The following is a 16,465-nucleotide window of genomic DNA, read 5'->3' on the forward strand; positions in this document are numbered from 1 at the left end:
AACTTCCTCCTACTTCTGTTTGACTCTTTTTGCAAATAACCATGTTAAAGTAAATGGGATTACAACTGCAATAATCATTCCTACAATAAACATTGGAATCGATTTCGGAATGATAGAAATAAATGCTGGCAATCCGCCAATTCCGATAGCAGGTGCTAATACACCATTTAATGTAATGAATATCGCTGCCACAGCAGACCCTATAATCGCTGCATAGAACGGGAACTTATTTCGTAAATTCACACCAAACATCGCTGGTTCTGTAATACCGAAGTATGCTGAAATGGCTGATGTTGATGCCATACTTTTATCATTTTGATTTTTAGAAATCCAGAACATCGCAAGTGCCGCACTACCTTGCGCAATGTTAGAAAGAGCGATCATCGGCCAAATAAATGTACCGCCATGTTGTGCAATCAATTGTAAATCAATTGCAATAAACATATGATGCATACCTGTAATTACGAGCGGTGCATATAACGCTCCAAATAATACTGCTCCAACTACTGGTACTGTTTCATATACACCTACTAATCCTACTGTTAATAAATCTCCAATATGACGTGTAACCGGACCGATAATTCCTAATGCTAACACACCTGTCACAACGATTGTTGTAATTGGTACAACTAATAATTGAATTGCATTTGGTACATGTTTCTTTAAGAAAATTTCCACTTTACTTAATACAAATGCTGCTACTAAAACAGGTAAAATTTGTCCTTGATATCCTACCTTCTCAATTTGGAACAGTCCTAAAATATTGAAGTACTCAATCTTTTGACCCTCTAAACCAGTCGCTGCTTTTCCATAGTCCCAAGCGTTTAATAAGGCCGGGTGCACAAGCATTAATCCCATAACAATCCCTAGTATTGGACTACCACCAAAACGCTTCGTTGCTGACCACCCGACAAGTGCTGGTAAGAATACGAATGCTGTATTGGCCATCATATTAATTAAATCCCAAAGCCCGCCTAAGTTCGGATAAACATCTAATAAATTTTTCCCATCAAAAAATAAGTCCTTTGCCCCTAATAAATTGTTAATACCCATTAGTAAACCAGCTGTTACGATCGCTGGTAATATCGGCATAAATACATCCGAAAATATTTTTACAAACTTTTGAGCTGGATTTAACTTCTGATTTCCAGAGTCTTTTACGTCAGCTACAGTCGATTCTTTCATACCTGCAAGCGTTATCAATTCAGCGTAAACACGATCTACATCCCCTGGACCAATTACAACTTGAAATATACCAGCGTTATGAAACGCTCCTTTCACTAATGAAACAGACTGTAATTTATCATTATCTATTTTACTTTCATCTTTTAAAGCGATACGGAGCCTCGTCACACAATGTGCAGCTTGTTCAATATTGTCTTTCCCACCAATATACTGCAACACTTCCTCTGCTGTTTTACGATAGTCTTTCCCCATATTCCCGTCCCTCTTTTCTTTTTTTGATACCGTTTACAATTACATATTAACTCGTATATATAAGTTAGTCAACACTCGTATATACGAGTTTGTGTTTTTTTTATAAAAAAAAGAGATGAAACAATATTTTGTTCCACCTCTTTACTTCCTGCGTGCCACATCCGAAAAGTGAAAAATATCTAAACGGTGGCGTGATTCTGTATATTCAAACTGACTTCCATCATACAAATGTGTAAAGTTTTTCACAACGACAACATAGTCTGTTCCATTTAAATCTAAATACTTTCTGTCATCCTCTGTACATGGCTGTACTTCTATTACCCTCTGCGAATAACTAATATGTAGCCCAAGCTCTTTCTCGATGTATTTATAAATCGATGCAGTTGCAATTTCTTTCGTTAATCCTGGAATAAACTCAGATACAAAATGATTTATATCTAAAATTACTTTTTCTCCATCAATATTTCGTACACGTTTAATATGGTCAATCTCTGTTTTTTCTTTTACATTTAATAATTTCGCAATTTCTTTTGTGGCTTTTTCTTTGTCCATTTCCACAACTTCCGTAATACAATGACGTCCCAAACGTTCATTTTCTTCTTGGAAACTTACAATACCGCCAAAATTAAATTCAATATTTTTTCGCTTTAAAACAAAAACACCTTTTCCATGAATTTTTTGCACATATCCACGCTCTTGCAGTAAATCTACAGCTTTTCTTACCGTTCCTCGGCTTGCCTCATACTGCTTCATTAATTCTGTTTCTGATGGGATTTTGCATCCCTCTTTTAATTGTTTATTATCAATAGATTTACTGATTTCTGTATAAATTTGTTCATACTTACTCATCATCTACAATAGCCCCTTGTCACCTTCTAATTCTATATGTATTATAACATGCTTCACTCTTCTGCCAATCTCTCACTTATTTTCCAGTACAAGAAAAATATAGGTAAATATTTAATCTTTAAAACGTATTTTTATAAAAATTTTTATATTTTTCTTTTCATTCAAAAAAACATGTAGTATACTAACTTCAAAATCAGAGGAGAAAGGGAGCAAAGAACTATGCTTACTTATACAACAACTGTAGTTACATTTGCACAAAAACATCATCATCATACGTAACCCTTGAAACCTAGCGGAAAAATTACGCGTAGGTACAAGGGTTATTCCCGTTGTACCTACGTTAGGCAAAGAGCCATGTAGGTATTTTTTATCTACATGGCTCTTTTTTTATTGTCAAAAAGCTAGTAAAAAATGATGTTTAAGCAAAACTTACTACAAAGGAGTTAACAAAAATGGAAACGAAAAAATGGGGATTATGGGTTTTAACAGCATTTGTTATCGGGAATATGGTTGGCGGTGGCGTATTTATGCTTCCAGCAAATTTAGCACAAGTATCAGGTCCGATGGGTTCTACACTCGCATGGAGTATTACAGGACTTGGCGTATTTATGATTGCACTTGTATTTGGAAATTTAGCGATTCGGAAACCAGAATTAAAAGCTGGACCACAAAGCTATGCTCAAGCTATGTTTCCTTCAAAAAAAGCTGGTAAAGTTGCAGGATATAGTATGGCATGGGGATATTGGGCTGCTAACTGGGCTGCAACAGCATCTGTTATTATTTCCTTTGCTGGATATTTATCAACATTCTTTCCAGTTTTACAAAGTAAGCAAATTCTTTTTTCAATAAATGGATTTTCACTGGAACTCGGAAAAGGGTTAACTTTCCTCGTATGTAGCCTTATGCTGTGGGGAATTCAATATATTCTTTCTCAAAATATTGATCGAGCTGGAAACATGAATCTACTTGCTACCATTGCAAAAATTATCGGATTTACAATGTTTATTGTAATTACATTATTCATTTTCAACGCCTCTAATTTCGGAGATGGTCAAACCTTTATGAATGAAGCTGGACAATCAATCTCATTAGGTGGACAAATCAATTCAGCTGCTATTGCAACACTCTGGGCATTTATCGGTATTGAATCAGCAGTTATGCTTTCTAATCGTGCAAAATCACAGCGCGATGTAAAAAAAGCTACGATTTTCGGATTAATTATCGCTCTTCTTATTTACATGTCAATTACTTTACTTACAATGGGAGCTCTTCCGCAAGATGCTTTAAAAGAGTCTCAAAAACCTTTAGTAGACGCATTAAATTTAGCAATTGGAAATAAAGGTGCATATATAATGGCTTTACTCGCTCTTATATCTTTATTTGGATCTACAGTTGGCTGGATTGTTGTTAGTTCAGAAGTACCTTACCAGGCAGCAAAGAATGGACTTTTCCCTAAGTTTTTCGGGAAAACAAATAAAAAAGGTAGTCCTTCAAAATCATTATTGATTACAAATGTAATGACGCAAATCTTCTTATTTTCAACGATTTCTGGTACTGTTTCAGAAGCGTATAGTTTTGCTATCGTCGTAGCAACATTAGCCTATTTAATTCCATACCTTGTTTCTACTCTGTACCAATTCAAACTGGTTATTACAGGAGAAACGTATGATATAATGCCTGGTTCTCGAATAAAGGACGGGATCATCACTACATTAGCATTTGTATACTCAATTTGGGTTATCAAAACAGGAACTGCTGACTTAAAAACGTTCTTCTTAGGAATTGGATTGTTCGTATTAGGTCTTATTCTTTATCCTGTACTAATGAAAGACTCACAAAAAACGGATTAAATAAAGAGAAGCTGCTGGCTTCTCTTTTTTATTAAAAATCTGTAATTAACTTTTCTTTTAGCTCTCCTACAGATAAAGGTTTCGCATAATAAAATCCCTGTACATAATCACAGCTCATTGATTGTAACAAACTCTCTTGCTCTACTGTTTCTACCCCTTCAGCAACTACTGCTAAATTTAAACTATGAGCAATTTCAATAACGGATTTTACAATCGTTCGTTCTGGTTGTGCGTGATCATAATGAAATTCACGAATAAAATTACGATCAATTTTTACAATATCCAGTGGTAGTTGTTTTAAATAATATAAGGAAGAATAGCCAGTTCCGAAATCATCCAAAGCAATTAAAACACCCATATTTCTTAATTCTTGTAATGTAGCAATAATATAATCAAAATGGCGAACTGCAATGCTTTCCGTTATTTCTAATATTAAACGGTTCGGAGGAAAACCAGTTCTCTTTAAAATGCTACGTACAGACAAAATAAAACGTTTCTGCATTAATTGTTGTATAGATAAATTCACAGATAACTTTAGTCCTTCTTGGTAATTTGGCAATGTTTTAAACAATCGGCATGACTTTTCTAATACCCAGTCTCCTAGCTTTATAATAAGTCCAGACTCTTCAGCAACAGGGATAAATTCGCTTGGTGAAATAGGTCCGTCTTCTGTCATACAACGTACTAGAGCTTCTATACCAGAATATCTCTTCGTTTTCAAATCAATAATAGGCTGCAATGCTACATCTAACTCTTCATCACGAATTGCCTTTTGCAAAGCAAACTCAACTTTCATTCTACGATTTATTTTCGCGCGTAGCTCATCTGTAAAGAAACATGCAGCGTTTCTCCCCTGTTCTTTTGCACTATACATAGCTAAGTCAGAGTTTTTCAATAAAGTTTCCACATCTTGTCCGTCTTGTGGATAAGAACAAAGTCCTAGACTAGCTGAAATGTATACTTCATGGCCTTCAAGGATAAATGGTGCCTGGAAACATGACAACACAGATGTCGCTAACTGACTCATATCATCTTGTCTATGATTTTTTGTTAACAGCACAAATTCGTCGCCACCTAGCCTAGCCAGAACATCTTTCTCTCCTAGTACATAATGCAACCTTGAAGCAACTTCGCTTAAAAGTAAATCTCCTATCATATGACCTAACGTATCATTTACTAATTTAAAACGGTCCAAATCAAAGTAAATCATACCAAATTCTTTTTTATCTGCAATCAATTTATTAACGGTCGTTATTAATTGTAAACGGTTAGGCAAACTCGTTAAAGCATCATGATAGGCAAGCTCCCTATAACGACTTTCACTTAGCCGCAATCTATGTTCCGCTTCTTTTCTACTACTAATATCATTTCGAATTGCGATAAACTGGTATGGCTCTCCTTTTTCATTTAAAAATGGAACAATTGTTGTTTTGACCCAATAATATGTACCATCTTTTGCTCGATTCCGAATCTCACCTGTCCATACTTTCCCATTCAAAATACGTTTCCATAAGTCTTGAAAAAAGGTTTTTGGATGATGTCCTGAATTTAAAATACGGTGATCTTTTCCAATTAATTCTTCTCTTTTGTATTTAGAGATTTCACAAAATTTATCATTTACATATGTAATAAGACCTTTTCGATCTGTAATTGCAACAATTGAAGACTCATCTAATGCTAACTTTAAATCTCGCAATGAAGAGTCATATAATGCATGACCTCTCTGTTCTAGCATGCGCATCTCTCCTTGCTTCTATCTGACTAAAACACAACCTGTTTCTCTTCATAGAAATAGAGATATTTCATTTTCTAATACTAGCCCATTACATAAATTATCTTTTTAAATAGACCGATTAAAATAACATAATATTATTTGTAATAAAAAGCAATATTATACCGTTCCAATTATAACTAGTAGCTTCTCATCTCCCTAATTATTTCGCGCCTTATTATACTGCAATCCCTTTAAGTGGCTCTATGCAAGCCTTGTTTCCAACTAATACCACTCACATCTGATCTCTTTGTTTTTAATAACGAAATAGAAATTAGAACATACTACATAACTATTCACGAATAATAATATAAAACTCTACATCAATGTATATGTTTTTGAATTACAATAACAAAATATTAACATATTTTCACCTTAATTTTGGAAGTATTTTATAAATAAATACCGTATTAAACTAAAAAAGAGGATAGCCTCTTTTTTAGTTTAATACGAATATGGTATTTGCTGATAACCTGGGTATGGCATTGGATACGTTACAGGGTATGGTGATGGATAAGCTACTGGATATGGAGCCGGATAATATCCTCCACTTGTTGCACCTGTTAATGCACCCGCTGTCAGTCCGCCTAATACTCCTCCTGCAAAGCTTCCAGGGAAAAATCCGCCTCCCCATGAACTACCACCACCCCAGCCCCATCCGCCTCCGTGATGATGATGGTGATCATAGTGATTGTGTCCTCCATGGTGATGATGTCCGCCGTTATGATTGTGCCCACCATGATTGTGTCCTCCATGATGATTCCGATAGTACAATCCATTATTTTCTATATAATTCATGTTTCTCCGCTCCTTTTCGATTTTTTCATTTTCATATGCGTTAAGAGTGAGATAAAAAATGGGATAGTACACTGTATGTAGGACAAATGCGGAAAGTATAGGTGAAATGTCTATATTTTGTAAAAAAAGCAAAACACCTTATAATAAAGATGTCATATTACATCTTCTATTTAAGAAGTCTATATTGAAAAAAGATTAGGGGAATTATATAGAAATGAAGAAGCCTATCGTTCAATTACTATTAATATTTACAATTGTATCTATCGTTCTGTTCCTATTAAATACATCGTATATCTCGTTATATACATTTGTCGGTGCTCTATGGTCCATCACAATCGTAGGAATTTCATTCGTTATTTTTATAGAAAATAGATCTCCACAAAGTACATTAGCATGGTTTTTAGTATTAGCACTTCTTCCTATTATAGGTGTGCTTTTATACGCTATTTTCGGACGCAGCCGCTGGAGAAGAAAAAAACATCTCCATCGTTCAGAAGAACAAAGAAAATTATTCCGTGAAATATTAGAAGGAAGAAGACTAGAGTTATTACTCACAGTCCCACTAAATGAACGTTCCTTACATTTAACAGAAGTCATACAAAAATTTGGAGGCGGTCCTGCCGCAGATAAAACAACTACAAAACTTTTAACAAACGGAGATCAAACATTTTCAGAAATTTTGCGAGCTATAGAGCAGGCAAAACATCATATACATATTCAATACTACATTTATAAATCTGATGAAATTGGTACAAAAGTTCGAGATGCTTTAATACAAAAAGCAAAAGATGGTGTTATTGTACGCTTCCTTTATGATGGCCTTGGAAGTAATACGTTAAGAAGACGATTTTTACAACCTATGAAAGAAGCTGGGATTGAAATTGTAGAATTTGACCCTATTTTTTCAGCTTGGTTACTTGAAACTGTCAATTATCGTAACCATCGAAAAATTGTTATTGTAGATGGAGAAATTGGTTTTACCGGAGGACTCAATGTCGGTGATGAATATCTTGGCCGTTCAAAGAAATTTCCTGTTTGGCGTGATAGTCATTTAAAAATAGAAGGAAAAGCATTATATAAATTACAAGCAATCTTTCTAGAAGACTGGCTCTATGCCTCTAGTGGTTTAAATACTTATTCCTGGGATCAATTCATGAATAGACAATACTTCCCAGGTAAAGAGATTTCAAATGCAGAAGGTGCTGTTCAAATCGTAGCCAGCGGACCAAGCTCCGATGATAAAAGTATTCGTAATACATTATTAGCTGTTATGGGCTCTGCAAAAAAATCAATTTGGATTGCTACACCCTACTTTATTCCAGATCAAGAAACTTTAACATTATTACGCTTAAGTGCAATTGCCGGAATAGATGTACGGATTTTATATCCAGGTAAAAGTGATAGCATCATTAGTGATCAAGCATCTCAATCCTATTTCACTCCGCTTTTAAAAGCTGGTGCTTCTATTTACAGTTATAAAGATGGTTTTATGCATGCAAAAATTGTACTCGTTGATGATACAATTGCAACTATTGGAACAGCAAACATGGATGTACGTAGCTTTGAATTGAATTACGAAATTATTAGCGTACTTTATGAATCAAAAACAGTTCACGATATTAAACGTGATTTTGAAGAAGACTTTAAACATTCAACTGAAATTAAATGGAACTCTTTCCAAAAAAGAAGTATAAAAAAACGCATATTGGAGTCTTTCATGAGGCTCATTTCTCCTTTACTGTAAGCAATCAACTTCATCTTGATTGCTTTTTCTTTTCCCTTTATCCTCCTTCCTTTTCTTTGCATACCATATTAAAACAAGTTATCATAAGATGTATTACTTTATGAAAATAATGTTAGGTGGGAAATACATGTTAGAACAATTTCATATACATTCTGATTTAAAACAACAGCTTTCTACGATTCATGAAAAGAATAAACAAGAAGCTGGTGAAAATGCACATTTAATCGGAACGAAAATATATAAAGCGTCTGATAATAGCATTATTGAAGATGCGATTACAGCACTTCTTCTTGGCAAGAACATTCTATTAAAAGGACCGACTGGTAGTGGTAAAACAGTACTAGCGGAAACTCTTTCTTCTTTATTCCAAAAACCAATGCATAGTATTAACTGCTCTGTCGACTTAGATGTAGAAGGTATTTTAGGATACAACACACTACAAACGAAAGATGGTGCATCTGAAGTTTCATTCGTTAACGGTCCTCTTATGAAAGCAATGAAGAACGGTCACTTCCTATATATTGACGAAATCAATATGGCAAAACCTGAAACTTTACCGCTACTTCACGGCGCATTAGATTACCGTAAAATGATCACAAACCCATTTACACAAGAGGTTGTATACGGTGATGACGAATACCGTGTAATTGCTGCGATTAACGAAGGTTACGTTGGAACAAGTGAACTAAATGAAGCATTAAAAAACCGTTTCGTTATTATTGAAGTTCCTTACATTCAAGGTGACACATTAAAAGAACTATTATTAGCAGAATCAAAATTAAATGATGTTGCAACAATTGAAAAGTTTGTTGCATTTGCAAGCGACCTTATGCCTTTAGCTCGCGATGGACGTGTAAGTGAAGAAGCAGCAAGTATTCGTGGTATTATCGACGCATGTGATTTAGGTGTATATATTCCTGTTATGCGCGCTATTGAACGAAGCATAATTGCAAAACTTAATGATGAAACAGAACAAATGACTGTCCGTGAATTAGCAGAAAGTTATTTCTTTGAGGGATAATTTATGAGACAAATTTTTAGTGACAAAAAAATTGATGCGTCGCTGTTTCTACAAATGGAAAATTTAATGTATGCCCTTCTAAAAGAAGACGATGCCTATCTTGAATATGGCTATAAAGCATACTACGACGAAATTGAAAAGAAAGTTGTCATTAGTCACTTTTGGGATGATCGAAAAGAAGAAGATACAGTAATCGGATTAAAAAGCGAAGTGTTCTTAAAAGCACTTGGTAATAAACATTACTCGGACATGACTTTAATTCGTTCGTATGCGATTGAATTGCAAGAATCGCCCCTAAAAAAGTTTTTAACACAATTATTTGTTCTATTAGAAGATTTACGCGTTGAGGAAATCGTAAAGAACTTACGTCCTGGCACGAAACATATTTTTAAACGCCGAAAAGAAATGTACCGCAATTATTTCGGCTCTCAAAATGAAATAAACCGCGTTCGTAATTATCACGGTGATCGTCTATTTTGCCTATGCTATCTTTCATTAACGAGCGATAAATATGAAATGTTTAATAATGAATATTTTGAGCAAATTGAAGCGATTTTACATGAAACATTCCAAGCACGTAATACAGAAGATATTATGTATATCGTTGAGAAAATTCGCTATCGCTTAGAGGCGCTTCTTGAAAGTGATATGCTTAACAACTATTTCGGACATGCTCCACTTTACTTATCTGTTCTTGCAGACGAAAAGAACTGTCGCGTCGAAGATTTAGCAAATGATGATACGCAGCTTATAGATGACGATGAAAATAAAAACAAAATGGATGAGAGTTTCTCCACATGGCATCGTGAAAATAAAAATAACGAAAACGAGAACTTTTTACGCTTTGAATTAGAAAGCGGAACAAAAACAAACATGATGGGCGATACTGCTCGTGAATCAGAAGATGGCGACCAAGCACTTGGTTCTGTACAAGGTACTTCTCAAAAAAGTACACAATCCAACTTTGATGGCGCTGATACAGAAGAAGCAAGGGCTTCACACGCTTCTAGCCAGCACGACGGTGCATATGGGAAGTATAATGTAGGTGCTTCTCATACATTTAAAGAAGCTCGCAAAGTAAATATTGATGAGAAAAAAGATTACCAAGCTATCAAATCAGTCGTCAATAAAGATGTAAAAGAATTAAAGAAAATTATCGAAAAAACGATTGAAAATAAAACGAATGCGAATAGTGATAAATATTACGGAAGACTTGGTAAGAAATTCCTTCGTATTTATACCGAAAAACAACCACGGATGTTTTATAAAAAAGGACAAGAGTCACAAGAACTCGATGTTGCATTCCAACTGTTAGTTGACTGTTCTGGTTCTATGTATAACAAAATGGAAGAAACGAAGAAGAGTGTTGTACTATTCCATGAAGCTTTAAAATCTTTAAAAATCCCGCACGCTATTAGCGGATTTTGGGAAGATGCCTCTAGCGCTAAACCTGAAGATAAGCCGAACGTTATCCATGAAGTTGTAAATTATAAAAACTCAACGTTACCAAACGTTGGTCCAGAAATTATGCAACTTCGTGAAGAAGAAGATAACCGCGACGGATATATTATTCGTATCGTTTCTGAAAAGCTTGCCAAAAGACCTGAGAAACATAAATTCTTACTAGTCTTCACAGACGGTGAGCCTTCTGCGCTAGACTATCAACAAGACGGAATTTTAGATACGCATGAAGCTGTTAAACTCGCGCGTAAAAGTGGTATGGAAGTAATCGGTATCTTCATCGAAGAAGGCGAAGCGAAAGAAGCAACTTATCAATTGATGAAAAACATTTATAACCATCACTTCTTAGTTGCAAATCACGCTGAAGATTTACGTCTAAAGATTAAACCACTATTGAAAAAATTATTACTGAAGACGATTGAATAGAAAATAGGAGCCTTGTGGCTCCTGTTTTTTCGTTCAATTACTTTGTTTCTGGTTGAAACTTGTATGGAATGGCTACTTCTAACAAAGATTCAAATCCTCCGTCATAGTATGGGAAGCGCTCATTCGCAATTGTTCGATCCACCCACTCTATTGCAGAAATTTCACCTTCATCTTCCGCAATAAGTTCACCTTTTACTACATTCGCTCGGAATGTAAAAAATAGCGCATGATTCCCTGATTCTTCAAAGAATTTTTCATTAATCGCAACAAGTCCAGCTAACGCAGCAGTTAAACCTGTCTCTTCTTTCACTTCTCTTATTAGTGCTTCCTCTAATATTTCACCTTTTTCCACAGCCCCGCCTGGCAATGACCAAACGTTTTGTTCTACATTATGTACCATTAATATTTTATCTGTTTCTTCGTCATGTATTAGTGCATATACGACATCAACTCTTTGCATGTTGCATTTCCCCTTCAATTAACTCATCCATTGTAAATAAGGAATGCAACTGCAATCCATCTTCTAATAAGTTATCTCTTCCTTCTTTTGTTCGTTCAATCACACCTAGAACATGATTAACTTTCGCACCTAGTTCTCTTAAATCTTTCGTGCTTAATAATATTTGACCGCCTGTCGTAATGACATCTTCAACAACACAAACATTTTTCCCAGCAATATCAACACCCTCTGCCAACTTACATGTGCCGTACTTCTTCGCTTCTTTTCTTACAAATACGACTGGTATACCTGTTTGTAAAGATAATGCCGTTGCTACTGGAATTCCTCCCATCTCTAAACCAGCGAGTGCTTCTGTATCAGGAGGAATGAGCTCTTTCAACTGTTTAGTAATTTCTAATAACAGTACTGGATTAGATTCAAATAAGTACTTATCAAAATATTGATTTGATACTTGTCCTGATCGAAGTTTAAATGTTCCCGTTAAACGTGACGTATTGTAAATTTCCTTTGCTAACTCCCATTTCTCCATTCCTTGTCTCCCCTTTACACACAAATTAACTCATTCTATCACATTTGTAATTATTTGCATATTCCCAAAATACAAATAAAAAGAGTCGATTCCTAAGAATCGACTCTTCCTATTAATTCATCACTAACTCAGCTGTGAGCTTTTTTTTTAACTTAGCCAGCATGTCAGTTGTCATTTTATCTAAATCGTATTCTGCTTTGAAGCCCCACTCTTTCATTGCTGCTGTTGCATCAATAGAGTTTGGCCAGCTATCAGCGATCGTTTGACGAGCTGGATCTACTGCATAATCCATTGTAAACGTCGGAATGTGTTTACGAATTGACGCTGCAATTTGCTCTGGCTCGAAGCTCATTGCTGTAATGTTAAATGCATTTCTATGCACTAGCTTACTTGGATCAGCTTCCATTAATGAAATGATCGCTTGTAAAGCATCAGGCATATACATCATGTCCATGTACGTTCCTTCAGCAATGTATGAGGTGTATGCACCTTTTTTAATCGCCTCATAATAAATTTCAACTGCATAATCAGTTGTTCCGCCTCCTGGAGGAGCTACGTAAGAAATTAAACCTGGGAAACGGACACCGCGCGTATCTACGCCAAATTTTTGATGATAATAATCACACAGTAATTCTCCTGCTACTTTGTTTACCCCATACATCGTAGTAGGACGCTGAATTGTATCTTGCGGTGTATTATCTTTTGGCGTCGATGGACCGAATGCACCGATAGAACTTGGCGTGAAGAACTTACAGTTTAATTCACGAGCTGCTTCTAGAGCATTTACAAGTCCACCCATATTTAAATTCCATGCAAATAACGGATTTTTTTCTGCTGTTGCTGAAAGTAAAGCTGCTAAATGAATAATTGTATCTACTTCATTACGCTTTGCGATATCATGTAGTTTTTGTCCATCTGTTACATCTAACGTTTCAAATGGACCAGACGTTACTACTTCACTGTCTGTTTCACGAATATCTGTTGCAATAACATTTGATGCGCCGTATACATCACGAAGTTTCATTACTAGTTCAGAACCAATTTGCCCTAAAGAACCGGTTACTAGAATTTTTTTCATTTTCCCCACTCCTCATTTGCAAGCTATTCAAAAGATGTCGTTACTTAAATGATGCCCATTTCTTTCCCTACTTTTTCATACTTACGAATTGCTTCATCTAACATTTCTTTCGTATGAGCTGCTGTAGGCATATTACGAACACGACCTGTTCCTTTTGCTACAGTTGGGAACACGATAGATTTTGCGTATACGCCTTCTTCATTTAGACGTTTACTAAATTCTTGTGTTAATACTTCGTCCCCAATAATACAAGGTGTAATTGGCGTTTCACTTTCCCCTATGTTAAAGCCAAGTTCTTTTAACCCTTGTTTTAAATAGCGACCATTTTCCCATAGACGATCATGTAACTCTGTGCTTTCCATTAAGATTTCAATTGATCTCATGCAAGCTGCCGCATCAGCTGGTGTTAATGCTGTAGAGAATAAGAATGGACGTGAACGAACTTTTAACCAGTCAATTAAGTTTTGTTTCCCTGCTACATATCCACCAATTACCCCAATTGCTTTTGATAATGTACCAATTTGGAAATCAACTTTATCAGAAAGACCGAAGTGCTTTACAGTTCCTGCACCTTTTCCAAGTACACCTGAACCGTGTGCATCATCTACGTATGTCATTAAATCTAACTCTTCTGCAATCTCAACAATTTCTGGTAGTTTTGCAACATCTCCATCCATTGAGAAAACACCGTCTGTAATTACCATTAATTTATTATAAAGACCTGATTCTTTCGCCGCGATTGCTTTTTGGCGTAAATCTTCCATATCAGAATGTTTATAAACAATAATTTTTGCTTTTGATAGACGACTACCGTCAATAATAGATGCATGATTTAATTCGTCTGAAAGAATCGCATCATTTTTATCCATAACAGCTGAAATCGCTGCCATATTACAGTTAAATCCTGATTGATAAGCAATCGCTGCTTCTGTATGTTTAAACTTTGCAATTGTTTCTTCTAACTTAATATGCAAATCTAAAGTACCGTTAATTGTACGAACAGCCCCTGCTCCAACACCGTACTTATGAATAGCACCAATTGCTGCTTCTTGCAAACGGCTATCTGTTGCTAATCCAAGATAGTTGTTTGAAGATAAGTTAATATATTCTTTTCCGCCAATTGTAATGATTGGTCCATTCGAACTCTCAAGCGGATCAATTACGTTATAAAGCCCCTTTGATTTTAAATCCTCTAAATTTTCTTCTAAAAATTTCGCAAGTGTTTTACTAGACATTGTGAAGCCTCCCATCGTTCATGTAAGCGGATTATTGTCTTAATAGTTCTAATAATCCCTCTACTAGCTTAACACGTTTTCAGAATTTATTATAGAAAAATAGTTTAAAGTAACCGCTTACAATTCTAGATTATATATGATTCATTACAATAAATCTATCATTTACTTTTCATATTTGATAGAATTAAAAAAATATTTAGGGAGGCTTCAAACATGGCATTTACAGAATCTGATGTATACAATAACACAGCATTTTTCGAACAATATATGAAACGAAGATACCGAGAAAATAGCCCAAATGAATCCATTGAAAAACCAGTATTCTTTCAGCTCATTGGTCATGTGCAAGGAAAACAAATTCTCGATTTAGGCTGTGGTGATGCTAAGTTTGGTGCGGAATTATTAGAGAAGGGATGCTACTCTTACACCGGCATTGAAGGCTCCGAGCTTATGTATGGAAAAGCTAAAAAACAACTAGAAAATAAAAATGGATCTGTTCATTTTTTAAACCTCAAAGATTATACCTATCCCTCTTCCACTTTTGATTTAGTAACCTCTAGACTCGCCTTACATTATATTGAACATCTTGATATCATTTTTCAAAATGTGTTTCAAACTTTAAAAACAAATGGCACCTTTACCTTTAGTGTTCAACATCCCGTTATTACTTCTTCATTTGAAAGCTTACAAACAAGTGCTAAAAGAACGAGTTGGCTCGTCGATGATTATTTTAAACTAGGCAAACGGGTTGAACCATGGATTGACCAAGAAGTTATTAAATATCATCGTACAACGGAAGAGTATTTCACATTATTACAGCAAGCCGGATTTACCATTACATCATTAAAAGAAGCTACACCAAATCCAACCTATTTTCAAGATGAAGAAGAGTATAAACGTCGCTTACGTATTCCTCTCTTCCTGTTATTCTCTTGTACCAAATAAAAAAAACGATGACTCACTCATCGTTTTTTTATCTCATTGCCTGAGCAACTTCTTTAACTACACGTCTTCCTCTTCCGTGAGGGATACAAAGCGGTGTTCCAAACAACGGATCCGTACTAATTTGACACTCCATTCGGAATACATCACGTACTAGTTTCTCATCTACCACTTCTTCAGGTTTACCTTGTGCATATATTTGTTTATCTTGAATTGCTACAATGTTATCTGCATAGCGGCATGCTAAATTCAGATCATGTAATACCATAACAATTGTTCTTTGTTCTGTTTCATTTAATTCGAATAATAAATCTAGCACTTCAATTTGGTGAGTCATATCTAAGTATGTAGTTGGCTCATCCAGTAAAATGATATCTGTATCTTGTGCAAGTGTCATTGCGATCCAAGCACGTTGACGCTGCCCACCTGAAAGAGCATGCACATCACGCTCAGCAAATTCTGTCATACCTGTTGCTGCAAGTGCCTTCTGTACCATTTCCTCGTCTTTTTCTGACCATTGCTTCAGCCATGTTTGATATGGATAGCGTCCTTGCTTTACAAGTTGTAATACTGTAAGTCCTTCTGGTGCTTGTGGTCCTTGCGGTAAAATCGCCATTTGACGAGCAATTTGCTTCGTTTGCATACTTTGAATTGCTTGATTATCTAACAAAATATCACCATTTGTTGGCTTTAATAATCTGGCTAGTGAACGTAATAAAGTTGATTTCCCACAACCGTTAGAACCGATAAAAATTGTAATTTCTCCTTTTGGAATTTCTAAGTTCAGCTCATCAATAATAATTGTTTCACCATAAGACAACGTCAAGCGTTTCGTCTCCAATGCTTTTTGCATATTCATCTCCC

General features: G+C 35.4%; 14 protein-coding genes. 5 read left to right on the forward strand and 9 right to left on the reverse strand.

Features of this window, described 5'->3' with window-relative positions; translation table 11 throughout:
* Window positions 1-9: 9 nt before the first annotated feature.
* Both treP and treR read right to left on the reverse strand, forming a co-directional pair.
* Entirely contained in the window at window positions 10-1,437 is a 1,428-nt protein-coding gene (gene treP, locus IBT51_RS19395) for a PTS system trehalose-specific EIIBC component (protein ID WP_000513942.1), read from the reverse strand.
* A 141-nt stretch (window positions 1,438-1,578) separates the two neighbouring features.
* Window positions 1,579-2,289 (reverse strand): trehalose operon repressor, encoded by a 711-nt coding sequence (gene treR / locus IBT51_RS19400; protein ID WP_000987242.1) that lies wholly within the window; start codon window positions 2,287-2,289, stop codon window positions 1,579-1,581.
* 449 nt (window positions 2,290-2,738) lie between these two features.
* On the opposite strand from treR, the gene IBT51_RS19405 reads away from it, so the two are divergent.
* Window positions 2,739-4,136: an amino acid permease gene (locus tag IBT51_RS19405; protein ID WP_000448446.1), complete on the forward strand. Its 1,398-nt coding sequence runs from the start codon at window positions 2,739-2,741 to the stop codon at window positions 4,134-4,136.
* Between the two features lie 31 nt (window positions 4,137-4,167).
* Here IBT51_RS19405 and IBT51_RS19410 read toward each other — a convergent pair whose 3' ends face one another.
* Both IBT51_RS19410 and IBT51_RS19415 read right to left on the reverse strand, forming a co-directional pair.
* Window positions 4,168-5,871: a putative bifunctional diguanylate cyclase/phosphodiesterase gene (locus IBT51_RS19410; RefSeq protein ID WP_064532017.1), complete on the reverse strand. Its 1,704-nt coding sequence runs from the start codon at window positions 5,869-5,871 to the stop codon at window positions 4,168-4,170.
* A gap of 480 nt (window positions 5,872-6,351) precedes the next feature.
* Window positions 6,352-6,705, reverse strand: a complete 354-nt coding sequence (locus tag IBT51_RS19415; protein ID WP_001106379.1) for a hypothetical protein — start codon at window positions 6,703-6,705, stop codon at window positions 6,352-6,354.
* 214 nt (window positions 6,706-6,919) lie between these two features.
* Here IBT51_RS19415 and IBT51_RS19420 point away from each other — a divergent pair, with 214 nt between their 5' ends.
* The 3 genes from IBT51_RS19420 (at window position 6,920) to IBT51_RS19430 (ending at window position 11,357) form a co-directional block, all read left to right on the forward strand.
* Complete coding sequence (locus tag IBT51_RS19420) at window positions 6,920-8,449, forward strand: cardiolipin synthase (protein WP_023521037.1); 1,530 nt, start codon at window positions 6,920-6,922, stop codon at window positions 8,447-8,449.
* Window positions 8,450-8,576: 127 nt separating this feature from the next.
* Window positions 8,577-9,470 (forward strand): ATP-binding protein, encoded by an 894-nt coding sequence (locus tag IBT51_RS19425; protein WP_000892988.1) that lies wholly within the window; start codon window positions 8,577-8,579, stop codon window positions 9,468-9,470.
* Between the two features lie 3 nt (window positions 9,471-9,473).
* Entirely contained in the window at window positions 9,474-11,357 is a 1,884-nt protein-coding gene (locus IBT51_RS19430; protein ID WP_200458538.1) for a vWA domain-containing protein, read from the forward strand.
* 37 nt (window positions 11,358-11,394) lie between these two features.
* On the opposite strand, the gene IBT51_RS19435 is transcribed toward IBT51_RS19430, so the two are convergent.
* The 4 genes from IBT51_RS19435 to IBT51_RS19450 all read right to left on the reverse strand — a co-directional run bounded on the left by IBT51_RS19435 (window position 11,395) and on the right by IBT51_RS19450 (window position 14,659).
* Complete coding sequence (locus IBT51_RS19435; protein ID WP_069354954.1) at window positions 11,395-11,817, reverse strand: NUDIX hydrolase; 423 nt, start codon at window positions 11,815-11,817, stop codon at window positions 11,395-11,397.
* Window positions 11,804-12,346 carry an orotate phosphoribosyltransferase gene (pyrE, locus tag IBT51_RS19440; RefSeq protein ID WP_000417032.1) on the reverse strand — a complete coding sequence of 181 codons (543 nt, stop codon included), beginning with the start codon at window positions 12,344-12,346 and terminating at the stop codon, window positions 11,804-11,806. The genes IBT51_RS19435 and pyrE overlap by 14 nt, the downstream gene beginning before the upstream one ends.
* Before the next feature lie 112 nt (window positions 12,347-12,458).
* Window positions 12,459-13,424: an L-threonine 3-dehydrogenase gene (locus IBT51_RS19445; RefSeq protein ID WP_000723125.1), complete on the reverse strand. Its 966-nt coding sequence runs from the start codon at window positions 13,422-13,424 to the stop codon at window positions 12,459-12,461.
* 44 nt (window positions 13,425-13,468) lie between these two features.
* The gene (locus IBT51_RS19450) at window positions 13,469-14,659 is read right to left on the reverse strand and encodes a glycine C-acetyltransferase (RefSeq protein WP_000095906.1); all 1,191 of its coding nucleotides are present in this window, start codon (window positions 14,657-14,659) and stop codon (window positions 13,469-13,471) included.
* 213 nt (window positions 14,660-14,872) lie between these two features.
* On the opposite strand from IBT51_RS19450, the gene IBT51_RS19455 reads away from it, so the two are divergent.
* The gene (locus IBT51_RS19455) at window positions 14,873-15,604 is read left to right on the forward strand and encodes a class I SAM-dependent DNA methyltransferase (protein ID WP_088022949.1); all 732 of its coding nucleotides are present in this window, start codon (window positions 14,873-14,875) and stop codon (window positions 15,602-15,604) included.
* 28 nt (window positions 15,605-15,632) lie between these two features.
* Here the strand turns inward: IBT51_RS19455 and IBT51_RS19460 are convergent, their stop codons facing one another.
* Complete coding sequence (locus tag IBT51_RS19460) at window positions 15,633-16,454, reverse strand: ABC transporter ATP-binding protein (RefSeq protein WP_001167953.1); 822 nt, start codon at window positions 16,452-16,454, stop codon at window positions 15,633-15,635.
* Between the last annotated feature and the right edge of the window lie 11 nt (window positions 16,455-16,465).

Origin of the sequence: Bacillus sp. S71 (genome assembly GCF_016625265.1) — a bacterium.
Taxonomy (GTDB): domain Bacteria; phylum Bacillota; class Bacilli; order Bacillales; family Bacillaceae_G; genus Bacillus_A; species Bacillus_A cereus.